A 22,660-nucleotide genomic window follows, 5' to 3' on the forward strand; every position below is an offset into this window, starting at 1 on the left:
TGACGACTGTCCTTAGTCACCCCGCCGCGCGTTCGGGCGGGACCAGATGAGGGAGAAACCCTCACCTTCCTCGTCATCGAAGAGGTTGGCGTAGATCGGGGCGTTGAAGCTCGGATCGTCGAGCTTGAGACCCAGATAGTCGCGGCCTTCGTTGGAGGTTTTCGACCAGGCGGCGCCGATCTCGGCGCGACCGACCAGCACCCGGTGGCTGGGAGCGTTCTCGCCAGTGGCGCGAGTGTCTGGGACGATGCGCACATTCTTGGCCTGGACGCTGAGGGTGACGATTTCGCCGGTGAACTCGTTCGATGAGGACTTCTTGAAGGTGCCGATGGTAGCCATTGTAAGTCTCCGTTTTCTGTTCCCGAGCCCGCACCATGCGGCCTCGATGGCGATCACTTGGACGGAGGCGACCGACGACGCATCGCGAGCGACCGGAGCAACGCGGAGGACGGCGCAGGAACGACTTTCTTGCCTCGCGAGGAATGGCGGCGCTCGGGGTCCCCGCGCGCTTGCCGCGTGGGGTGGGAGCCGGCAGGGGAAGAAAGTCGGGACGCGGCGTTGCGGCTAGGCGGTCGAGGCTTCAGCCGTCCTTCGGCCAGATCAGCCCGTTGAAGAGGCCGTTTGGAGCGCTCTTGGGACGGATTGGCATCGGAGACGTCGGCGTCCAACGTGCCGCCAGCAGATCGCTGCGGGGCGCACTGGCGTAGCGTACACATTCCAGGTATCGGATCCCGCGCACCTCCAACGACGCCGCGACCGTTCGCGCTGCCGTCCTGCCACCGGCTGGTCGGCCTGCCTTGCGGCGTCGACAGAAGTCCAAGTCCACAAACAAGGCCGCGTCGGCGTGGCCGTTGCTCGATCCTTGGCATGCGGCCGGTTGCTCCAACCACCGATGACGAGGAGGCTAGGCCTTCGTCGGTCTGGTCCGCCCGCCTCGCTCGCGCGGGTTTAAGCTTGAACCATGTCCCTACCGGATTGGTCGGCGGCGGCCATGCCCGCGACCCGCAGAAATGCCGTGACGCCGACCGCGATCGCGCCAATGACGGAAAAGACGATCTGCCAGATTTCCGAAGGCATCATGTGCTTCGCGATGCCATGAGTGGCATGGTAGCCGGCGACCATCGCGGGAGCGACGAAGACCATCGCGATCGCCAGCTTCGCCCACATGGGCCTGATAACGGCGAGGAGGATTTGGCCGACGCCGAGCGTCAACCCGGCTGCGAGGATGCCGACAAGGAGCGCGCCAGGCCAGCCGGCACCGGCGTGGAATGCCCATGCACCTGCGTTGACGCCGAGGAACAACGGCAGGGCGACGACAGCAAGCGTGAAGAGCAATCAGCACAAGATGCCGATGGCCGCGACGCACAGGAGAATGCCGAGGATGATCATGGTGGTGTCTCCGAGAGAATGACTCTGGCGATTGCGCCTTCCACCACCACCTGGCGCAGTGCACAGCACAGCATAGCAAAGGAAAAGCGCGGGTGAAACCCGCCGGTGTTCTTGCATCGCCAGGCGCGGTGTCCGCTCCGTCATGGGGCGAACGGGTCGATTTCGCCGATGATGGCGGTGTCGTCGCCGTCATACTCGTTCGCCGGCACGACCGAGAGAGTGCCGTCGCCAGCACGAAAGATGACGATAGTGACCATGAGAGTGGCGGCGAGGCTGAAGGCGAAGGCATGGGCGTCGGCGAAGGACATCGATCCGGCTCCTGTTTGAAGCGGAGGACCCTCCCCCGCTGACAGGCGCCCGATGTGTTCGGCCGATGGCCGCAATCACCGCGAAGGCGAAGCCGGAGCGGCGGCACGCTTCGCGTAGTCCGACCCCTTGCGGGTTGATGGCGTCAGGCCATCGGCTGGACCAAGGATCAGCGTCGCATTAGCAGGGGTGGTGCTTCGTTCCTGGAACTGACGGACGGACGATGCCGAGCGAGATACAAGCCATCCCCCAAGCCGCCTGTACCGCTTCTCGCGCCCCAACATCGCACTCGGCTCGATGTCTACCGAAGACCGAGTTCCTAGCTCGACGGGAAGTCGTCCGCTTTGCGCCAGAGCGGTCATCCGTCGCCGGTTCTCGAATGACCGCAGTGAGGCCGGAAGGGGGCGGTCCGGTTTAAGGGGCGGATTCAGGGATAGCTGCCATTCAACTCCCGACCTCATTGCGGTCGAAACGGTGTGGGCTTCTGTCAGCTTGATGTCATTGTCCTTGAGGGTTCCTCTGTTGGCTTGTCAACTCTCCATGTGTCGGCAACCGACGATCGCCACTGTTGTCCAGAGCGCTAACGATATCGTCAGCGAATTTCAGTTCGCGCTTCCCCTCCATGAGGACTCCTGCTCCATTATGGCAATTGACGTAGGGCCCAGCGGCTTCTCGTCTGCCGTTGCTGAGGAAGATTGCCATCTTATAAGGCAGATCTAATAACCATTGTGTTGAATGCGTTTCGCTGATTAGCTGCCTTGCATAACACCGGGACAAAATTGACAAGTGTTGTCCGGGGAGGACCGCGATGCCGGTGCTTGAGGTTCGTCACGTTTCCAAGAATTTTGGGGCCATTCAGGCCCTGACCGACATCAGCTTCCAGGTGGAGCGGGGTGAAGTCGTGGGCCTGATGGGCGACAACGGCGCCGGCAAGTCGACCATAGTCAAGACGGTGGCCGGGAATTTCCCGCCGAACGACGGCGAAATCGTCGTGGACGGCGAGGTTTGTCACTTCCACAAACCCATCCAGGCCCGCGCCAAGGGAATCGAAGTCGTCTATCAGGACCTAGCGCTCGCCGATAATCTGACGGCCGCAGAGAACGTCTTCCTTGGCCGCGAGATCAAGAAGGGCATCTGGCCCATCAGGGTGCTCGATAAACAGGCGATGATCGACCGCTCGGCAGGCCTGTTTAAGGAACTCAAATCGGAAACCCGGCCACGCGACCTCGTCAGGAAGATGTCGGGTGGGCAGCGCCAAGCGGTAGCCATCGCCCGGACCCGGCTTTCGAACGCCAAGCTGGTGTTGATGGATGAACCGACCGCCGCTATCTCGGTACGCCAGGTGGCGGAAGTACTCGAATTGATCCGACGCCTCAAAGCGCAAGGGGTTGGCGTCATGTTGATCAGCCACCGCATGCCTGACGTTTTCGCCGTCGCTGATCGTATCATCGTGCTGAGGCGAGGTTCGAAGGTTGCCGACAAGCAGGCCGACAACACCTCGCCCGAAGAAATCACCGGACTGATAACGGGGGCCATCCGTGGCGAATAGTGCTCGGGAGTTGGCTAGTGTTAGAGAGTCGGCCCCGGAAACCGGCCGACCGGCCATGTCGGACTTTGTCGCGACCAAGGAAAAGACGGCCCTACAACATATATTTTCAAGTCAGCCGTTCTGGGTGACGATCGCGCTCATTGCCCTCGTCACCTTGATGACGACCATGGAGCCGAGCTTCGGCACCTCCGAAAACGCCGCCAACGTCACGCGCAACTTCGCGCCTTTCGGCATCATGGCGTTGGGCACGACGGTGGTGATCATCACTGGCGGCATCGATCTGTCGGTCGGCTCGATCATGGGCCTGGTGGTCATCGTCGCCGGCCTGTTCCTGACCTGGCACTATCCTTGGTACATCGCATTCGCTGTCGGCCTTTTCTCGGGTATGGCGTGCGGCGCGGTCAACGGATTCTTCGTCGCCTATATTGGAATGCCGTCCTTTGTGGTCACCCTCGGCATGCTGTCCGCGGCGCGCTCGCTGGCGGTCGTATTCTCCGCCAACCAGATGCTCTACCAATTCGGGCCCGATGCCCCGATCGTAAAGGCGATCGGTCAGGCGAAATGGCCGCTGCATGGGCCGCAGGATTGGGCACCGCACTGGATACCAGAACTGTCATCGCAGTTCTGGACCATGGTGGTTCTGGCCCTGATCGTCGGTTTCGTGTTCAATTTCACTGCCTGGGCCCGACATCTCTTCGCCATCGGCGGCAATGAGGAGGCGGCACGGCTCACCGGCGTGCCGGTCGACTGGATCAAATTCGAGGCCTATGTCTTCTCGGCCTTCACCGCTTCGGTCGCCTCACTCCTGCTCCTCGGCTACAACGGCTCGGCCATCAATGCCATGGGCCAAGGCTACGAGTTGCGCGTGATCGCCGCGACGGTCATCGGTGGAGCCAGCCTTATGGGCGGAGCCGGCACGGCCTTCGGCGCGATCATCGGTTCAGCATTCCTCGAAGTGATTAGGAATGCGCTGCTGATGGCCGGCATCGATTCAAATTGGCAAGGCGCCTTCGTCGGCGCCTTCATCGTTCTCGCGGTTCTTTTAGGCATGCAAGCCGGCGGCAAATCGATTCTCGCTGCTTGGCTGGCAGTCTTGATGCCCAAAAAGAGCCGCTAGAAAACCCCGCCGGCGGGAGGCCTACGGGGCATTCCAGCTAGGAGGAGACAGTCAAAATGAAAAAAAGTCTGCTGATGGCGGCCGTGGCGTTAAGCGCAATGGTGCTCGCCGTTTCCGGTGCCCAGGCGAAATATACCTTCGCCCTGGTGCCGAAGAACATGAACAATCCTTTCTTCGACCAGGCACGCGACGGCTGCAAGAAGGCAGAAGCCGAATCGAAGGGCGCCTTGGAATGCATGTATATCGGCCCCGGCGAGCATGGCGGGGGCGACGAGCAGGTGCAGATCGTGCAGGATCTCGTGGCCAAGAAGGTGGACGGCATTGCCGTGTCGCCATCGAACGCCGCGGCGATGGCGGTTGCGCTGCAGGCCGCCAAGGAAGCCGGCATCCCGGTCCTCACCTGGGACTCCGACCTGCTGCCCGAGAACAAGGATCTTCGCGTCGCTTACATCGGCACCCACAATTATGAGATCGGTGTGAACCTTGCCAAGCTTGCCATGCAGGTCAAGCCTAAAGGCGGCACGATCTGCATCCAGTCGGGCGGCGCGGCGGCGGCCAACCACAATGAACGCATGCAGGGCATTCGCGATACGCTTTCGGGCACCAAATCGGCAGCCTCGCCCGGGGACCGGCTGACGGGCCAGAACGGCTGGACCGAAATCGAAGGCTGTCCGCTCTACACCAATGATGATTTTCCGCTTTCGGTGCAGCAATTTGAGGACATCATGGCGAAAAATCCAAATCTTGACGCATTCATCCCAACGGGTGGCTTCCCGCAATTCATTCCTGATGCCAACCGCGCCGCAGTCGTACCGTACAAGGACAAGATTGCCTCGAAAGCGCTGGCCCTTGTCGTCGCCGACACGCTTCCCGTGCAGATCGACCAGATGAAGGAAGGGCTTTCGCTTGGCCAGGTCGGTCAACGGCCGTTCGAAATGGGCTACAAGACGATGATCGCACTGAAGGACATGAAGGACGGCAAGGCGCCCCCGGCTGACCCGACCTACACAGGCCTCGACGTCTGCACGCCGCAGACGGCCGATACCTGCGTCGCCAAATAGTGCTTTAGGGCGGGAGGAAACTCCCGCCCTTTCATTGGAGTGAGGTGCGGTTAGACTGCTGCTTTATCATCTTATCTCGCTCCAGGGGGTTCAATGTCGGAAATGTTCTCGCTTAAGGGCCGGGTCGCATTGGTGACGGGTGCTTCGCGTGGCCTCGGCTTTGCCATGGCCAAGGCGCTTGCGGAAAACGGCGCAACGGTGATTGTCAACGCGCGCGACATGGACACCCTCTCCGCGGCGGCGGAAAAAATCGGTGCCGAAGCCCTGCCGTTCGATGTTGCGGACGCGGCGACCTCAAGGGCGGCGCTTGAGGGGATCGTCGAACGCCACGGCCGCCTCGATATCCTGATAAACAACGCCGGCATCCAGCATCGCAGCCCGTTAGTCGAATGGGAGGACGAGGACTTCGACCGCGTGATTGCGGTCAATCTTTCGGCCTGCTTCCGTATGATGCGCGAGGCGGTGCGCCTGATGCTGCCGAATAAATTCGGGCGCATCATAAATACTGGATCCGTTGCGGCGATCCTTGGCCGCCCCACCATTCACGCCTATGTGGCGGCGAAGGCGGGGTTGCATGGACTGACCCGCTCGACCGCCGCCGAGATGGGCCGCCACGGCATCACCATCAACGCGATCGCCCCTGGCTATTTCGCCACCGAGCTCAATACCGCGCTCATCAACGACGAGGCCTTTACCAAATGGGTCGAGGCGCGAACCCCTGCTGGCCGCTGGGCTCAACCTGAGGAACTCGGCGGAGCCGTGGTGTTTCTCGCGTCCGACGCTGCCGCCTACGTCAACGGACATGTTTTGGCGGTCGACGGGGGTCTATCGGTCTCCCTCTGACTGCGAACTGCCTTTAACGGAATGGCAGCCAGGCAACAAACGGTTGATTTCCTTGTGAAGCATTGGGAGGCGAACCCATATGCATTTCGACCCATTGTATTGCGCGACGGACCGCAGCGGAGGGCAGCTTTCAGGCAGGGCCGATCGCAATCTGAACGTCGCGAACGGGGCGCGAACCGGACATGCGCGTCACTAGGGGCATACGTCGGCTTCGGTGAGAAGAAGACATTGCGCAATAGCGCTGACCGAACCTGGACTGCGACTGTGAGTGCGAAAGGCGGCGCTCATGAGCCGCTGAGTCGATAGATCGGGATACCGAGCTTGCGGGCCTTGTCTGCGAGGTTCTCCTGAATGCCGGTGCCCGGAAAGATGATGACGCCGATCGGCATGACCGCCAACATCTGGTCGTTGCGCTTGAAGGGAGCGGCCTTGGCATGTTTGCTCCAGTCGGGCTTGAAGGCGACTTGCGGCACCCTGCGATGATCGGCCCAGCGGGCGGCGATCTTTTCGGCGCCTTTCGGTGATCCGCCGTGCATCAGCACCATGTCGGGGTGCTTGGAGCGGATTTGGTCGAGCTTTGCCCAGATCAGCTCGTGATCAGCAGTATCGCCGCCGGAGAAGGCGATCTTGGGGCCGGCGGGTAACATGATTTCGGTTTCCGCGCGCCGCCTTGCCGCGAGGAAGTCGCGGCTATCGATCATTGCGGCGGTGAGATGGTGGCGGTTGACCATCGACCCCGTGCGCGGTCGCCAGGCCGAGCCGGTGTGCTGATCGTAGTGGTCGGCGGCCTGGTCGCGCATCAGCTCGAAGGCGTCGCGCCGTTCGATCATGGTCTGGCCCTGGGCGGTGAGGTTTTCCAGTTCGACCGCCTTGATCTCGGTGCCATCCTGTTCCCGCTGCAGGCGGCGCTGGGACTGCTCGTTGTCATCCAGTTGCCGCTCGATCCGGAGAACGGCGCGGTGGAAGACATTGGTGACGCTCCACAGCAGGTCATCGAGATCGGGTTCGAGGCGCGTGTCGGCCAGGGTGGCGATGAGGGCGTCGAAGATATCGGCCACGGCGCCGGCCACATGGTCGCCATCAGGCAGTGGCCGCGGATCGGGCTCGTCGGCGAAGGGGCGCCAGCCATAGAGCTGGAGTTCGGTGAGGACGTGATCGGTTGGGGATGCGGCGTGGTGCGGTTCGGTGTCGTCGTGCTCGCTCATGGGATGCTCCCTCGGTTTGACCGCGACCCTCGCGGCCTTCATGGCGACGAAAGCCCACGGGCGGGACGGCCCGGCACCCGGAGCGAAGCAGAGGGCCGCAGCGGCAGCGGAGGATGGCGGCGGCCGGCTATTTTGGTTCGCGATGGAAAGGCGTGGCGCGCCTCTTCGGTGGCTTTCGCCAGCAATCGCCCGCCGCCGGAAAATAGTCGGCGGCCCCCATTGCCTGGCCGGCCCGTTTGTGGGCCCGATCGCCCTCTTGAAGGCCGGTTCGCGGCTCTGTACCGGCGGGGCTTCCATGCGATGCGCGCCGCCGCCATGCGCCGCTCGTTTCCCCTGCCGGCTCATGCCGCCCGCGTCAGATAGCGGAAGCGGTCGCCGCGCATGAGCTGATCCGAGATCGAGGCCCGCATGGCGTCCAGCCCGAGACAGCGGAGATCGTCATTGAAGTCCTCCATCGCCGGCGACAGCACGATCGCCTCGATTCCGGCCTCGGCGGCGCGCTCGATCAGGCTGTCGCGGGCACCGTCACCGGCCGGATCGTTGTCGCGGATGACATAGAGCCGGTGCAAAGTCGGCGGGAACAGGATGGCGGCGAGATGGGCGGCCGAGAGGGCTGCGGCCATCGCCATGTCGGGCAAGGCGCATCGTAGCGAGAGCGTCGTCTCGATGCCTTCGCCGGCGGCCATCACGCTATTGGGGACACCGAACCGGACCGCGTGTCCGAGGAGATCCCCCATGGCCCGTCTCGGCGTGTCAACGGCTGCCTTGCCGCTGCCGTCCGGTGCGAGCCAGGTGCGGTGCGCGCCGGTCAGACGGTCGTCGAGGTCGGTGACGGAAGCGATCATTGCCGGACAGGTTTCGGTCGGACCACAATCGTCTGGCCGATAGTAGCAGCGGGGATGGAAGCGCAGCGATCCGGTTCCGTGCAAAGTCGTAATCCCGCGCCCGCGCAGATAGGTTTCCACGAGCGTGCCGATGATGGGCTTCGACATGGCGACCAGTCGGCGGGCTGCCTCCGGTGATCCGACGGAAGCCGGCAGGCTTTTGGAGTGATCCGTTGTCCGGGGAAGGTTAGAAAGCGGCATTGCGAGAAAGCTGCGTGCCTCATCGGCGACGTCTTTGAAGTCGACCAGGCCGAGGGACTCGCGGATGACATCGAGCAGGTCGCCATGCTCGCCCGTCGCGGCGTCGGTCCATTTACCCGGCGGTCCCTTGGGAGACGCCTTGAGCCGGACGAACATCGAGCGGCCCGGTGCGTTGCGGGCATCGCCGACCGTCCAATAGTTGCCCTGGCGACGGCCATTGGACAGATAGTGGCGACACACCGCCTCAGCATATCCGCCGAGGCGATGCGCGAGGTCAGACGCATCGTGGCGCGGCATCATGCGGCCTCCCGCTCACTGACGCGCTCGATCGGGAAACGGTCAAGAACGCGTTCGAGCACGGTGACGCCATTGGCATCGGTCGGCACGAACATCCTGAGCTTCCATGAGATGATCTCGTGGAAGAGGCCATAGGCGGTGAGGCGCTCGCGCATCGTGTCGGTGAAGCCCGACAATTCGATGCGCCACGCACCCATGACGCGGCTGCGGCGAAGCTGGAGACCCTCGGCCAGGTCGAGGATGGTCCGGCCGTCGAGCAGCGCCGCGAAGGCGTGCTCCGGCGAAAGCGATGCGACGCCCGTGACCGAGGCGTTAGCGGCCCAAGCCGGCGACACTCGGCGACCGATGATGCGCTCGCCTTCATCGGTCTGCAGCCGATAGACGCGCGTCGACTCGTTCGGGAGCCGGCGCCAGATCGGCAGCAACAGGCCGGTGACCATGTGCAGAACTGCGTCGGCGAACTCCGGCACCTCGGCGATTTCGGCCGTCCAGGCAGCGGCGAAGGCATCACGGTCCGCCTCGATCCAGCGGGTTTCGCCCATGGCCTTGAGCGGCATATTCTGGCCTTCCATCGGACGGATCAACCGAACGCGCCGCTCGATCTCGCCGTCATCGAGCATGACGCTGGTCGTTGGGATCTGCACCGCGGCGCGGCCCGACTGCTCGTTGATGAGCAGCATGGATCGCGGATCGCGGAGATTATCGAGCGCCGCATCGAGCGTGACCGGGCGGTTACGTTTGCGCTCGGTGATGGTCAGCAGGCGGGTCTCGGCGCCGGTGCGGGGATGGGTGTAGATCACCTGCCGGTCGGTGACGGCGAAGCTCTCGGCTCGCAACGTCTCCAGCCCGGCATCATAGGTGCCAGACACGATTGCGCCCTCGATCCTCGCCGCGAGCAATTGCTCGAAGGCGCCGAACAGCACGCCCTGCAGTTCGATGGTCAAAGCAAGCAACCGGTTCAGGAACGTCGTGATCGGGGGCAACTCGTCTTTGATGCCATTGGCATCCATGAGCTTGAGCCCGGTCGCCCCCTCGAAGCGCTCGAGCGAACATCCTTCGACCTTGCCGCGCACGATCAGCAGATAGAGCTGGCGCAGCGCGTCGCGGGCATAGTGGCTTTCGAGATTGTCCTCGGGCCTGAACAAGCCTTGGCCGCCGGTCTGCCGCTGGCCGCGGGTGATGGCGCCCAGCGTGTCGAGGCGCCGCGCGATCGTCGAGAGGAAGCGCTTTTCGGCCTTCACATCGGTCGAGATTGGCCGGAACAGCGGCGGCTGCGCCTGATTGGTGCGATGTGTGCGGCCCAGGCCCTGGATGGCAGTATCGGCTTTCCAGCCGGCTTCGAGCAGATAGTGGATGCGCAGCCGGGTGTTCCGGGCTGAGAGTTCGGCATGGTAGCTGCGACCCGTCCCACCGGCATCAGAGAACACCAGGATGCGCTTCTGGTCGTCCATGAAGGCTTGCGTCTCGGCGAGGTTGGCCGAGCCGGCGCGGTTCTCGACGACAAGGCGGGCGGCCCTAGGGTCGGCACCCGACTTGCGGACGATGCGGCGGGAGCGGCCAGTGACCTCGGCCACGATGTCCGCCCCGAAGTGCTGAACGATCTGGTCGAGCGCGCCCGGCACTGGCGCCAGGCTGGCGAGCCTGGCGATCAACTCGTCACGGCGGGCGACCGCCTCACGGCTCTCGACCGGCTGGCCGTCACGATAGACCGGCCGCGACGACAGATTGCCCTCGCTGTCGGTGAACGGTTCGTAGAGCTGGACCGGAAAGGAATGGGCGAGGTAATCAAGGACGTAATATGCCGCGTCCGCGTTATGCAGAGCACGGCGGGTCAAGTCTCTGATCTGCTTTTTCATTTCCGGATCTCCACTTGGCATAATCATGATGCCTCTGCTCTCAACAGCAGAAGGACACCCTCATGGCTTCTCACCCGAACTCTCGCTCCGGCGGTGGTCCACGCGCCGCCACTCTCGATGATCGTGCTCTCGTCCAGGGCTATCTGGCGCAGCACCCCAAGCTCGCGGCAGGCGCCCTAAGCGCGGCGCGCCATTTTCTGAAGTGGGCAGGCGCCCACGATATCGCCTACAAGGATCTCGATGCGGCAGCAGTTGATCGTTTTGCGCGGCATCGCTGTCGTTGCGGGCGCTATAGCCCCCGCCAGCTGCGTGACCCGGTCTACATGACTGATGTCCGCCGGTTCCTCCGACATCTGGAGAATGCCGGGATCGTGACCGTTCCGGCCAGTGTCGACCGGCTGGACAAATACCTGCCAGAGTTCTCCGTCCGGCTTAGAGCCGTCGGCTACAGCAAGCCGACCTATGCCGGCCGATTAAGTCAGGCGCGGCATTTCGCCGAATGGATCTTGCAGGCGCGTATTCCTGCAAAGGAGATCACTGACGTCGCCATTGAACAGTTTGCTCTGCACGATTGTCGGTGCGGTATCCGAACCAAGCGAGGCCGACGAGTGACCGACACGGGAACCAAAGATCGCCGTCGCGGTGCTCGTCGCTTCGTCAATTTCCTGCGTGACCAAGACGTGATCAATCTCTCTGCGCCACCCGATACTCTGGAGATCGATCCGCGACTGGACGGCTTAGCCCAATGGCTGCGCCGCGAGCGTGGGGCGACGGAGGAGACGATCCGGCGCTACCAGCACGAAGCCGGACGCTGGATCGGCGTTCTCGGCAAGGACCCGGCGCATTATAATGCCGCGACCATCCGCTCTATCGTTCTGGATCAGATTCCGGAACGCTCGCGCTCTTCGATCCGCATGACGGTGACGGTGCTGCGCGCGTTTCTGCGCTTCACCGTCAGCCAGGGCCTTTGCGCTCCCTTTCTGCTGCATGCAGTGCCGCCAGCAATTCGACGGAAGCTATCAACCGTTCCGCGCGTTATCCCGACGGCAACGATTGAAGATATCATAGCATCCTCGGGTACGACGACATCGGTCGATATCCGAGATCGCGCCATCCTCCTCCTGCTCGCGCGAATGGCGCTGCGGGCGGGGGATGTGTGGCAGCTGCGCCTTTTCGATATCGACTGGCGGGCCGGTCGACTACGGTTGCTCGGCAAAAGTCGTCGCGGGACGATGCTGCCGTTGCCCCAGGATGCGGGTGATGCACTTCTCGCCTACATCGAGGATGCGCGGCCCATCGTCTCGACGGACCGGGTATTTCTGCGGACACAGGCGCCGTTTACCCCGCTGCGTTCTTCGGCCGAGATCGCCGGCATCGTCGCCCGCATCCTGAATCGCGGCGGTTTTTCCCACCTGCCGACAGGATCCCATGTGTTCCGTCATTCACTGGCGTCCGCCTGGCTGCGCGACGGTGCCGACCTAGATCAGATCGGCATCGCCCTCCGGCATGCCTCTCGGGACACGACCGCGATTTACGCGAAGGTGGATATCTCGATGCTGGCAGCCGTTGTTCAGTCTTGGCCGGGAGCAGCGTCATGATCCACCACCACGTCGATCGCTATATCCAGTTGCATCGCGCCCTCGGCAAGAAGTTCGATGCGCAGGAACAGGCCCTGAGTCAATTCGCCATACTCGCCAGCGAAAGAGCCGCCACCATCATAACTGTCGAGTTGATACTAGAATGGGTGCGTGAAGCGGCTACGCCGAACGCCGCCCGTAAACGTTTTGGCCTCGCACGCGCCTTTGCCGAGTTTCTGCACGGTGAGGACCCACGGCATGAAGTGCCGGCCGCAGGGCTGATGGGGCGCGGCAGACGGCGGCGGCCAGCTCCTTACATTCTGATGCCGGATCAGATCACAGACATCATGGCGGAGGCCCTGAAGGTGCCGGGCATGGCTCCGATCAGCCCGCTTACATATCATCATCTGTTCGGATTGCTTGCCTCGACAGGGCTCCGCATTTCGGAAGCTCTTTCCCTCCGCTGCGATGATCTGACGGATGACGGCCTCGTGGTTCGCAGCGGCAAGTTCGGCAAAAGCCGCCTCGTCCCGTTGCACGCATCAACCCGCACTGCGCTTGAGCAATACCTTGCCGTCCGACGTGAGGTCCGTGGCGCAAGTGACGATCTCTTGGTGCTGGGTCACGGTCATGCTCCGACCAAGACCAGAGCCCATGTGGTTTTCGTCCGGATTGTCAGACAGCTCGGGTACCGCAACCCAACGGGGCCGGGTCCCCGGCTGCACGATCTGCGCCACACCTTCGCAGTGCGGTCTCTGGAAGCCTGCGGGAATGATCCGCAGGCTATTCAGCGACACATGCTTGCGTTGAGCACCTATCTCGGCCATGCCGAGGTTGCCAACACCTATTGGTATCTCGAGGCGACACCTGTCCTGTTGCGCACGATCGCTTCAGCGACCGAAGGCGCTTTTGTCGGAGGTGCAGCATGACTCCGCTCGCCCCTGACCTTTCTGCGTTCCTGCAAAACCACCTTCCGAATGAACGTGGTGCAAGCCCGCATACAATCGCGAGCTACGCGCATGCGTTCACGCTCTTGCTGCGTTTCACCGCCGATCGGCTCAAACGACAGCCCTCCGACCTCATGATCGAGGATCTCGACGTCGGACTCGTGCGAGCATTTCTGCAGCATGTGGAAGAAGGGCGGGACAATACCGCCCGTTCTCGCAATGCACGGCTCTCGGCGATCAAGGCGTTCTTTCGCTTCGTCGAACATCGGCAACCGGCTTGTCTGGAGCAGGCTATGATGATCCGGGCGCTACCGGTCAAACGAACGGATACCCGGCTCATCGACTATCTGACTCGGGAAGAGATCCGAGCGCTGCTTGCGGCCCCCGATATTCGCACGCGCGGCGGCCTGCGTGACCGCGCGATGCTCCATCTCGCTTATGCCGCAGGTTTGCGGGCATCCGAACTGTTGGCGATGCGGATGGAAGACTTCCCCGACAGGTCGCTTTCCAGCGTTCGCGTCCTCGGCAAGGGACGACGAGAACGTATCCTGCCGCTCTGGAAAGAAACTCAGGCCGCATTGCGTGCATGGCTGGCCGTTCGGCCAGATGGTCACGGTCCAGAACTGTTCCTGAGCCGGGACGGCAAACGCATGAGCCGCGATGGATTCGCCTACAGGCTCAGCTTGCACGTTGCGAAAGCCGGCAAGACGGTGCCGTCGATTGCCGGCAAAAGCGTCACGCCGCACGTGCTTCGGCATAGCTGTGCCATGCACACGCTCCAGGCAACCGGAGACGTCCGTAAGGTGGCGCTCTGGCTCGGTCATGCCAGCATCCAGACCACCGAGATGTATTTGCGCGCCGACCCAACCGAGAAGCTTGCGCTTCTCGACGCGCACCATCCCCCGCTGATCAGGGCTGGCCGGTTCCGAGAGCCGTCGGACAAGCTGATGGCCGCTCTCGCGGCCGCAACCAACCCATGGCACCAGTAAATCTGGAACAGCCATCATCGAAAAACAGTACCGGGCGGCCTCCGCCCGGCATCTATGATTATGCCAAGTGGAGATCAGAAATGAAAAAGCAGATCAGAGACTTGACCCGCCGTGCTCCGCATAACGCGGACGCGGCATATTACGTTTTATCCCGAACTCGGGATAAGACGTATTCGCGCGGCGTGATGTCGATACGAACGTCGTTCCACTCCTCGGTCGGTAGCTCGGCCAGCCGCCGTTCCATCAGCGCCTCGCCGGTCGAGACGATCTGGATGACCGCCGCATGGCCGTCTTCCAGATCGCGGGCGATGGAGCGGATCAGGGTCGGTGTCTTCATGCTGGTGAGCAGGTGCCCAAAGAAGCGCTGCTTGGCCGACTCGAAGGCGCTGCGCGCGGCCGACTTGGCCTGGGCATTGAGCGCGCCGGTGCTGCCCGTAATATTGGTCGCCTGCATGGCGGCATCGAGATTGTTATGGATGATGCCGAACGCGCCGGCATAGGCATCGTAGATGCGGACCTGTTCGGGGGTCAGTTCATGCTCGAGCAACTCGTATTCGACGCAGTTGAAGGAGAGCGAGCGGGCCGTGTAGAGGCCGAGCGCCCGAAGGTCGCGCGCCAGAACCTCCATCGCCGCGACTCCGCCGGCCTCGATCGCCTCGACGAACTCGGCGCGGGTGGAGAACGGGAAATGCTCGCCACCCCAGAGGCCGAGCCGCTGGGCATAGGGCAGATTGTGCACGGTGGTGGCGCCAGTCGCCGACACATAGACGATGCGGGCATTCGGCAGGGCGTGTTGGAGCCGCAGGCCGGCACGGCCCTGCTGCGAGGGAGAGGCGTCGCCCCGCTCGCCCTTGCCGCCGACGGCGTTCTGCATGGCATGCGCCTCGTCGAAGATGATCACTCCATTGAAATCAGAGCCCAACCATTCGACGATCTGCTTGACCCGCGAAACCTTCACGCCGCGGTCGTCGCTGCGTAGCGTGGCATAGGTGGTGAATAGGATGCCTTCCGGCAGCGTCACCGGCTTGCCCTGCGGGAAACGCGACAGCGGGGTGACCAGCAGGCGCTCCATGCCGAGCGAAGACCAGTCACGCTGCGCATCCTCGATCAGCTTATCGGATTTGCTGATCCACACCGCCTTGCGACGGCCCTGAATCCAGTTGTCGAGGATCACGGCCGAGGATTCCCGACCCTTGCCGACGCCGGTGCCGTCGCCGATCATGAAGCCTTGGCGGAAGCGGACGGCGCCGGCGGCGTCATCGGCGGCGGCGTTGACGACGTCGAACGTGTCGTCGATGGTCCAAGCCCCGGCGAGATGTTCGGCATGGGCCTCGCCGGCATAGATGACGGTTTCGAGTTGCGCATCCGACAGCAGGTCGAGAACGTTGCGTGGCAGGCGCGGCCGATAGCTCGGCTTGGGCGGAGCGACCGAGGCCATCGCCGCCGACTGAACAAGTTGGGTCGGGTGCGCCTGCGCGCCGGGAATACGGATCGCCTGAAGCCCGTAATCTTCATAGATCGCATCGCTTATGCGGCCGCCCTCGGCGGGCTGCCAATCCACGGCCTCATAGGCGAGTTCGACGGCCTCGGGATCGGCTATCGACGGCCGCGGTGTTGCCCGCGCGGAGCGCGCAAGATAGCCGCGCACGGTGCGGCGTTCGGGCGGTGACGATGTGGGCGTCGCACCCGCGGGCATGGTGACCGGCAGCCGTGCCGGCACATGCTCGCTGACCCATTCGAGGAGCGTGGCGGCATCGGGGGCGACGCCGGGAGCGGCAGGGAAGACGCCTGGATCGTCGGCGGGCGCACGGTCGAAGACGGTGAGGCGCGTCGAAAAGGTCGTGCCATGCTTGGCATAGACGGCACCGTCGATGGCAGCGGAGAAGACGACCCGGCCGCGTTCCTGCAGGCGGGTGAATGCGGCGGTCCAGGCCGGATTGTCGGGCGCGAAACTTGCCCCGGTGATGGTCACGAGCCGACCGCCGGGCGCCAGGCGCGCCAGCGCCGAGGCGATATGCCGCCAGGCCGCGTCCGCGACACGGCCCTCGACATTGGCCATGACTGAGAATGGCGGGTTCATCAGCACCACGCTCGGGACGGCGCCGGCGTCGAGGTGGTCATCGATCTGGGCGGCGTCGAAGCGGGTGACGGGGATGGCCGGGAAGAGGGAGGAGAGAAGTACCGCGCGCGTCTCGGCGAGTTCGTTGAGGACGAGCGAGGCGCCAGCGATCTCCGCAAGGATGGCGAGCAGCCCGGTTCCGGCCGAAGGCTCCAACACACGGTCGGCTGGTGTGATGGCGGCGGCGGTTGCCGCGACCAGACCGAGCGGGATCGGCGTCGAGAACTGCTGGAAGGTTTGGGTTTCTTCGGATCGGCGGGTATGCGTTGGCATAAGCCCGACGATCTTCGACAAGGCGGAAAGCCGTGCATCCGCGGATGCGGCTTTGCGGAACAGTGCCTTTCCGTATTTACGGAGGAAGATGACGGTCGCGGCCTCGCAGGCATCGTAGGCCTGTTTCCAGTCCCAGGCACCGGCCGCATCGGAGGCGCCGAAGGCGGTTTCCATCGCCGAGCGCAGCTTTGGTGCATCGATGCGCTCGCCGCGTTCGAGATGGGTAAGCAACAGGACGGCGGCGGCGAAGATGACGCTGGCGGCATCGCTTTCGGCGAGCGGGAGCGGCGCGGCAGCGGGCGCCGCGGAAGCGGAGATGGGGATCATGACGGGAACCTCGGAGAGTGGAATGGGAGCGAGCCGCACGGCGCTCTCTTTCTCCACCGCGCCGGCTCAAACCCGTCCCGGTCCTCCTCTCCCTCTTCTCAGGGGAGGCCGAGATCGTCCGCCAGGTTCAGTGCCTTCAGCCGTTCGACATCGGCCGCGCGCACGATCTCGTAGTCATCAGACATCCAGCCAAAGTCACCGGCCCAGACTTCCCCGAGCGTCGCCCAGGTGCCGTCCGACCAAACCACAATGTCATCCGGGTGATAAGGCTGCTCAGTGCTTGCCATGGGTTTATCCTCCAATCCTTGCGCGGAAACCGTCCCGCCGACGCCAGCAGGAAGGGGCCGGCCGCTGCCGTCACCGAGGGACCGAGGGGAACCCCTTGCGGGTTGACGGCATGAGGCGGGCGAGCCCTTAGCGGGCGTCAAACAGAGCGGGCGTTTTCTGCGCCGGGAGGATCTTGGGATCGGGCAACGCGCGATGCGGCCGTAGGGCAGGCTGTCTTGACGGAAGGCGATGGGCAGTGGGCAGGACGTTTACAGCGGGCCGGTGGCTCGGCCGGCGGTAGCACGACGATCACGCGGCCTTGCGCCACCATGCGATGCGTTCCTCGCGCGTCGCGTTGGCGAGTCGCAGCAAGAGATCGCCGTGGCACGGACGCGGCGCGCAGAAGCAGACGAGATCGCGTCCGTGCAACTCGTCGAGGGCGCGCAAGAGATGGTGCTGATCTGCGAGCCAGCGCTCGTATTTCGCGATGACGGCGTCGCGATCGTCATCGGGGCAGATCCGGAAGGGATTGCCCCACTTCGATCCGCGGCCGATATAGACTGCGCCCGCCGGCACGCCCGCGTGATGCTTGTTGAGAACCCTGCACATGGCCATCGACTCCCTGACCCGTTGCGATGGCGCGCGGGTGGATGCAGGCGAAGACCCGATGTCACCCATTGCCTGCGCTGGGGGAACGGCTTGCCCGTTGACAGCGGGGACGCCGCGTCCAGACCTGCGGACGCAACGCATCAGGGCAGCGATCGGCCAGGCAGGGGGGAGCGCTTCAAGCATCGATCGCGCGGCGCGAATCGGAACCTAGCCGAAGCGGCGGCCGTTCGCGGTGAAGGTGTATTCGTTGGCGAGGATCGCCTCGTCCAGGACCGGGTCCGAGGTCAGATATTCGTGTTCGCGCTCGAGCTGCCGATAGAGCCAGCGCGCCAGGTCGCGCAGCGCCTCCGTGACGGCCTCCTCCGCATCGGGGGTCATGTCCTGACAGGTCGGACTGTCGCGCTCGACCGCGACCGCCATGGTGTGTTCGTGATAGTAGCGGTCGCGATGGGAGATGGCGGCGTGGAGCTGGTAGAAGTTGCGGCGCTGGATCGCCTGCAGCGCGTCGGCAAGCCTGTGCAGCTCGCCGTCCTTTGGAGCGTGTTCGCGAATGCTGGCCGGCGCTCCCTTGGCGTGACCGTAGCGCCCCTCGAAGCAGGCACCGTCGCCTTGGCTCCAGAATCCTGAAAACCAGATGCATGGCTTCTGCCTTGTGCCACCGCCCATAAGGCGGACGGCTCTGGTCTTCAGCGCGACGCCGAGGATTTCGCAGATGCGCTCGAAATCGTCATAGACGAATTCGAACCAGTCGTGGTCGAAGGCGGCCTCCCGATACCAGGCGCGCGCCTTCTCCTTGGCCGCCTTGGACAACTCGTCGAGGCGGTAGACGGTGGTTTCGATGATCTCAGGCATCGGGATCGCCTCCGTCTGCGGCGGGTTCGTCTGGACCGCGAGAGCCGTCGAGGATGGCCTCACCCAGTGCGATCGCCCATTCAGACTTGGCGAGCCATTCCGGGGCGGTCGCGCGGCCCGCCTTCGCGTCGCCGGCGATGATCTTGAGCAAGCCAAGCATTAATTCGAAATGCGCGGCCTTGCGCTGCAGTGCCTCCCCGAAATGACGAGGGACCCGGATGGGCTGTCCGCGATAGGCGGCATCGGCAGCTTCCCAGATGCCGGTCACATAGGTTTCGCCGGAGGACTCGTAGTCCTCCCTTTGACCAGACCAGTCCTTGTCCTCAATGGCCAACCGGCAGGCGGCTTCGGGCGTGTCGGCCGAATAGGTTGCGTGCCGGAACACCGGCAGGTGGTAGGTGGTTTCGATAGTGAATTCGGGCATCGTGTTGCTCCTAAAAAAACAAGCGGCCCGGCGCTCCTGTCGGAGCCCGGGCCTTGGTTGATGGATTGATGGTCTGTGCGCGCCGGCGTGCGGGTGCGCGGCTCACGCCGCCGCGCGGCCCTCGACGACGTCGGCGCCGATCTCGTCGGCTGTCACCTCCTCGATTCGCGCATGGCCGTGCCGGTGCTTGGCCAGCCACAGTTCGGCCGCTTCGCGACTGTCAGCGAGATGGAGGAGTTCGAGATTGTCGCCGACCGGCAGCAGCACGCGGACCATGCCGATCGTGGGCCTCTCGACGATCTCGTAGCGGAGATCGCCGTCGAGGCTGTGCTCGCGCATGACGGTGACGAGGATGACGCTGCCGGAGGCGAAATTGCCCTCGTTGAGAATGATCGACGCCGGCGCGCAATAGGCCGGCCGGTCACGCGGCGGCTCCTTGCGGACGAGACGGCCGAGGCCGTTGCGCCGTTCCCAGGCGGCAAGCTTTTTGGCGAAGCGGGCCGGCGGCCGGGGGGCGCCGTCCGAATAGCGGATCAACGCGCCCAGCGGCGCGGTGTCATAGACGATATGGGCGGACATTGGTGGTCTCCTGAAACGAAAAAGGCCCGGCAGGACGCCGGGCCGTGAGGTGAGGAGTGAACGGGGCGACCGAAGCCGCCCGCCGATGGGACTATTCGGCAGCGACCGCGTGAGCGATGACCTCATCGGCTGCCGCCGAGTCGTCTTCGTCATCGCCGGCGAGGAATTCGGGCAGGTCAGGTTCCTCGCCCTCGCCCGGCTGCGCGGGCGGTGCGTCCTGATCGATCAGACGGAGCGGTTCGGGTAGCCAGCCACTATCGGCAAGGATGCGTTCGGCCTCCTTGGCCATGTCGCCCTTCTTGAGGTGGTCGATGAGTTGAGCTGCCTGCTCGCCGACGCCCTCACGCACGGCTTCGAGGATGCGGGCCTTGGTAACGCGACCGAGATAGTTCTCGACCGTCGGACGCCAACCCGCATCCACCATGTCGAGCCCGGTAACGTGGGAGAGCCTGTCGGCTTCGCGCAAGCGTTGCTCCAGCCCGTGCTGGGAAACGCCGCTGCCATAGGGGTTAGGCCGCTCGAACAGCGCGTTGATCCCATAGCTGACGCAATGCGCCAGCAGTGTGTGCTGACTGGCTTCATCGAGACTATCGAGCCAGGCCCACAGAGTCTGGTCGTCACCGAGCGGGATGTCCCTCTTCCACGCCTCATGGCGTTCGTCGATCGCCTTGGCCGCGGGGCTGTCTTTCAGCTCGGCGTCTTGCGTCGGCAAGTGGACATGTCGGACGAACGCCTCGAGGCAGCCGGTCGCGGAGCGATGACCGAAGGTGTCGAGGACGAGCCGATGCAACAGCGCCGTGATCGCCACATGCTGGTTCTCGGCCACGGCATTGCGCAGCGCCAACGTGCGATGCGCGGTGAGCTCGATCACCAGGCGTTCGGGCAGCGGCTTGATGGCGTCGCCGTCATCCTCATCGGGCTCGGACGTTTGCGCGCCGATGGTGATGGTGGCGCGGCGAACCGAAGGATCGTCCCTGCCCTCTTCGCTCTCGATCGCACCGTCGGGCTCGGCGGCGTCGTCGTCGACCGCTTGCATCGCTTCGTCCTCGGGGCGCACATATCCGCGATCGACGACCAGGTCCCCGGCACGGTCGATGCTGATGAAGGCACCGGCGCGGCCGATATCGGCGGGATCGTAGTTCATCGGCCGGCTCTCGAAGGCCTCAAGCGCAGACTCGATCTCGCCGAGTCGCTGATCGACCTCGTCGGGGAGTTCGTCAGATTCGCCATACTCGGCTTGCAGCCGATCGTACTCCGCGCGCAGGGCTTCGCGTTCCGCCCGCTCCGCGTCGGTCAGATCGATGGGGGTGCCGGCCAGTGCCCGCAAGCCGTGATTGTGGCCATAGGGCAGATCGACATCGACGACGATCCATTTCCAACCCTCTTCCGCGATCTCGTCGGCGGCGGACTTGAGCGTGTCGCAGATCAAGCGGTCGAGCAGAGCGGGGTCCTGCAGCCAGCCGCCATTGTCAGACTCGAACAGGTCCCGCAGCACCACGCCGCCGGCGGCGACATACGCCTCGACACCAACGAACAGCGCCCGGCGATCGGTCGCGCGCACCGTGGTCTCCGTCAAAAGGCGCCGGATCTGCTGCGGTTCCCTCGACCAGGAGTTTTCGAGAGCCTCCCAGACCTGCTCCTGGCGGGCGTGGTCGTCGGTCACGGTAAAGGCCATGAGCTGGTCGAGCCGCATGCCCTCCTGCTCGTAGACCTCGTGCAGCTTGGGCGAAACTTTTGCCAGTCGCAGGCGCTGCTGGACAAAGGTAGCGGACACGAAGAAGCGTGCCGCAATCTCCTCGTGGCTGGCGCCCTGGTCGTGCAGGGTCAGGAAGGCGCGAAACATGTCCAACGGATGTAAATCTTCGCGCTGAAAATTCTCGGCAAGTGAATCCTCCTCGATCGGGACCTCACTGTCGGCGTTGGTGACGACGCAGGGAACTGGCTCGGTCTTGATCATGCGCTTCTGCTTGACCAGCAGTTCCAGCGCGCGATAGCGGCGCCCGCCAGCCGGCACCTCAAACATGCCGGTCTCGTTGCCCTCGCCATCCAACACTGGCCGGACGTTGAGGCTCTGGAGCAGACCCCGCCTCCCGATCGAGGCGGCTAGGTCCTCGATCGTTTCCCCGCGCTTGATGCGCCGGACATTGGATTGGCTCAGCATCAGCTTGTTGAAGGGGATATCACGCGAGGCGTTGAGGGTGATCTTCTGCTTGGGCGTAACCATGTGGACTATCTCCGCGACGGGCGGCTGAGACTCTCTCGACCTCCAAACCCGTCACAAAGGAAGGCGCAGCCCTCTCACTCTGAGGACTGCGCCGCACGCGGAGCTGAAGGGACACAAGGCCGCAGACACGCTTTGCGCATCTGAGGCCTTGCGGATTTCGAGCCGAGATCTCACGCGCCCTCCCGAGCAGACTGGGCGGCCAGATAGAGGACGCGTTCGGCGTCGCGAATGCTTCCGGCCCGGCGGGCCGCCTCTGCCCAGGCCGAAATCAGCAGGTCGGTGGCAAATAGAATGTCGCGCTCGATGCCCATGCCGAAGGGCAGCCGGACCGACGTCATCTCGAGGAGTGAGAAACTGCCCAACTCGGGATAGCCGAGATCGGCGAGACCGAACATGGCGTCGCCATCGGCACCCAGCTCCGTCGCGAGCCAGGTTCCTTCGCCGAGCGGATTGAAGAACTTCACGACCGGTGCGTGATCGGCGTTGCGCTCGCGAGCAGCCGCTCGCGCAGTTCGTCGGTGAGGAGGATCATGCCGCCCTCCTGTCGATCTCGGCCTCATCAACGTCGACCGGGCCAGCCTCGGCCGCACCGTCAGGTTGCGGCAGGAAGGCAAGCAGCCAGTCGGCCGCCTTGCTGGCCTGGGAGGCGGCACGAACGATGGCGCGGTTGTCTTCGCGCAGGACCTCTAGCCAGGAGGCCAGGTAGTCGGCGTGGCGCACGGTCGGCACGATGCCAAGCGAGGCGCAGCAGAAGGCTGCGTTCAA

At 63.9% G+C, this 22,660-nt stretch carries 20 protein-coding genes and 3 pseudogenes; 8 read left to right on the forward strand and 15 right to left on the reverse strand.

Annotation, left to right across the window (positions count from 1 at the left end; translation table 11 throughout):
• Positions 1–12: 12 nt before the first annotated feature.
• Both MESS2_RS28015 and MESS2_RS28020 read right to left on the reverse strand, forming a co-directional pair.
• Positions 13–339 (reverse strand): DUF736 domain-containing protein, encoded by a 327-nt coding sequence (locus tag MESS2_RS28015; RefSeq protein ID WP_008877979.1) that lies wholly within the window; start codon positions 337–339, stop codon positions 13–15.
• 609 nt (positions 340–948) lie between these two features.
• Complete coding sequence (locus MESS2_RS28020; protein ID WP_425277761.1) at positions 949–1,212, reverse strand: hypothetical protein; 264 nt, start codon at positions 1,210–1,212, stop codon at positions 949–951.
• On the opposite strand from MESS2_RS28020, the gene MESS2_RS34230 reads away from it, so the two are divergent.
• On the forward strand, positions 1,192–1,485 hold the full coding sequence (locus MESS2_RS34230) for a hypothetical protein (RefSeq protein WP_425277762.1): 294 nt from the start codon (positions 1,192–1,194) through the stop codon (positions 1,483–1,485). The genes MESS2_RS28020 and MESS2_RS34230 overlap by 21 nt on opposite strands.
• Positions 1,486–1,529: 44 nt before the next feature.
• Here the strand turns inward: MESS2_RS34230 and MESS2_RS32860 are convergent, their stop codons facing one another.
• Positions 1,530–1,697, reverse strand: a complete 168-nt coding sequence (locus tag MESS2_RS32860) for a hypothetical protein (protein WP_008877981.1) — start codon at positions 1,695–1,697, stop codon at positions 1,530–1,532.
• A gap of 806 nt (positions 1,698–2,503) precedes the next feature.
• On the opposite strand from MESS2_RS32860, the gene MESS2_RS28030 reads away from it, so the two are divergent.
• From MESS2_RS28030 to MESS2_RS28045, 4 genes are all read left to right on the forward strand, one after another.
• The gene (locus MESS2_RS28030; RefSeq protein WP_008877983.1) at positions 2,504–3,244 is read left to right on the forward strand and encodes an ATP-binding cassette domain-containing protein; all 741 of its coding nucleotides are present in this window, start codon (positions 2,504–2,506) and stop codon (positions 3,242–3,244) included.
• Positions 3,245–3,299: 55 nt separating this feature from the next.
• Positions 3,300–4,361, forward strand: coding sequence for an ABC transporter permease (locus MESS2_RS28035; RefSeq protein ID WP_008877984.1), 1,062 nt, complete (start codon positions 3,300–3,302; stop codon positions 4,359–4,361).
• 56 nt (positions 4,362–4,417) lie between these two features.
• Complete coding sequence (locus MESS2_RS28040) at positions 4,418–5,422, forward strand: sugar-binding protein (protein ID WP_008877985.1); 1,005 nt, start codon at positions 4,418–4,420, stop codon at positions 5,420–5,422.
• A gap of 93 nt (positions 5,423–5,515) precedes the next feature.
• The gene (locus MESS2_RS28045) at positions 5,516–6,265 is read left to right on the forward strand and encodes a glucose 1-dehydrogenase (RefSeq protein WP_008877986.1); all 750 of its coding nucleotides are present in this window, start codon (positions 5,516–5,518) and stop codon (positions 6,263–6,265) included.
• Positions 6,266–6,549: 284 nt separating this feature from the next.
• Here the strand turns inward: MESS2_RS28045 and MESS2_RS28050 are convergent, their stop codons facing one another.
• The 3 genes and pseudogenes from MESS2_RS28050 to MESS2_RS28060 form a co-directional block, all read right to left on the reverse strand.
• Positions 6,550–7,470 carry a DUF2493 domain-containing protein gene (locus MESS2_RS28050; RefSeq protein WP_008877987.1) on the reverse strand — a complete coding sequence of 307 codons (921 nt, stop codon included), beginning with the start codon at positions 7,468–7,470 and terminating at the stop codon, positions 6,550–6,552.
• A 341-nt stretch (positions 7,471–7,811) separates the two neighbouring features.
• A complete protein-coding gene (locus MESS2_RS28055; protein ID WP_040594179.1) occupies positions 7,812–8,852 on the reverse strand; it encodes a DUF7146 domain-containing protein in 1,041 nt (346 codons plus the stop codon).
• Positions 8,852–10,651: pseudogene (locus MESS2_RS28060) on the reverse strand (strawberry notch C-terminal domain-containing protein); the annotation flags it as partial. The gene MESS2_RS28055 and the pseudogene MESS2_RS28060, both read right to left, overlap by 1 nt.
• A gap of 119 nt (positions 10,652–10,770) precedes the next feature.
• Here MESS2_RS28060 and MESS2_RS28065 point away from each other — a divergent pair.
• The 3 genes from MESS2_RS28065 to MESS2_RS28075 are packed head-to-tail and all read left to right on the forward strand — an operon-like array spanning position 10,771 to position 14,221.
• Positions 10,771–12,306, forward strand: a complete 1,536-nt coding sequence (locus tag MESS2_RS28065; RefSeq protein WP_008877989.1) for a tyrosine-type recombinase/integrase — start codon at positions 10,771–10,773, stop codon at positions 12,304–12,306.
• Entirely contained in the window at positions 12,303–13,214 is a 912-nt protein-coding gene (locus tag MESS2_RS28070; RefSeq protein ID WP_008877991.1) for a tyrosine-type recombinase/integrase, read from the forward strand. The genes MESS2_RS28065 and MESS2_RS28070 overlap by 4 nt, the downstream gene beginning before the upstream one ends.
• Complete coding sequence (locus tag MESS2_RS28075) at positions 13,211–14,221, forward strand: tyrosine-type recombinase/integrase (RefSeq protein WP_008877992.1); 1,011 nt, start codon at positions 13,211–13,213, stop codon at positions 14,219–14,221. The genes MESS2_RS28070 and MESS2_RS28075 overlap by 4 nt, the downstream gene beginning before the upstream one ends.
• A 163-nt stretch (positions 14,222–14,384) precedes the next feature.
• Here the strand turns inward: MESS2_RS28075 and MESS2_RS28080 are convergent.
• The 9 genes and pseudogenes from MESS2_RS28080 to MESS2_RS28120 form a co-directional block, all read right to left on the reverse strand.
• Positions 14,385–16,940 (reverse strand): annotated as a pseudogene (locus MESS2_RS28080) (strawberry notch-like NTP hydrolase domain-containing protein); the annotation flags it as partial.
• Positions 16,941–17,038: 98 nt separating this feature from the next.
• Positions 17,039–17,227, reverse strand: a complete 189-nt coding sequence (locus MESS2_RS28085) for a hypothetical protein (protein ID WP_008877993.1) — start codon at positions 17,225–17,227, stop codon at positions 17,039–17,041.
• Between the two features lie 289 nt (positions 17,228–17,516).
• On the reverse strand, positions 17,517–17,816 hold the full coding sequence (locus tag MESS2_RS28090) for a DUF4326 domain-containing protein (RefSeq protein WP_008877994.1): 300 nt from the start codon (positions 17,814–17,816) through the stop codon (positions 17,517–17,519).
• 207 nt (positions 17,817–18,023) lie between these two features.
• Complete coding sequence (locus tag MESS2_RS28095; RefSeq protein WP_008877996.1) at positions 18,024–18,668, reverse strand: hypothetical protein; 645 nt, start codon at positions 18,666–18,668, stop codon at positions 18,024–18,026.
• Positions 18,661–19,092: a hypothetical protein gene (locus tag MESS2_RS28100; protein ID WP_008877997.1), complete on the reverse strand. Its 432-nt coding sequence runs from the start codon at positions 19,090–19,092 to the stop codon at positions 18,661–18,663. Before MESS2_RS28100 ends, MESS2_RS28095 begins: the two co-directional genes overlap by 8 nt.
• 102 nt (positions 19,093–19,194) lie before the next feature.
• Positions 19,195–19,671 (reverse strand): hypothetical protein, encoded by a 477-nt coding sequence (locus MESS2_RS28105; RefSeq protein WP_008877998.1) that lies wholly within the window; start codon positions 19,669–19,671, stop codon positions 19,195–19,197.
• 91 nt (positions 19,672–19,762) lie between these two features.
• Positions 19,763–21,895, reverse strand: a complete 2,133-nt coding sequence (locus tag MESS2_RS28110) for a ParB/RepB/Spo0J family partition protein (RefSeq protein ID WP_008877999.1) — start codon at positions 21,893–21,895, stop codon at positions 19,763–19,765.
• Positions 21,896–22,065: 170 nt separating this feature from the next.
• A pseudogene (locus MESS2_RS28115) lies at positions 22,066–22,427 on the reverse strand (DUF2958 domain-containing protein).
• Positions 22,424–22,660: zincin-like metallopeptidase domain-containing protein (locus MESS2_RS28120; protein ID WP_157357872.1), on the reverse strand; the 237-nt coding region annotated here is incomplete at its 5' end. The gene MESS2_RS28120 and the pseudogene MESS2_RS28115, both read right to left, overlap by 4 nt.

Source organism: Mesorhizobium metallidurans STM 2683 (assembly GCF_000350085.1).
Lineage (GTDB): Bacteria > Pseudomonadota > Alphaproteobacteria > Rhizobiales > Rhizobiaceae > Mesorhizobium > Mesorhizobium metallidurans.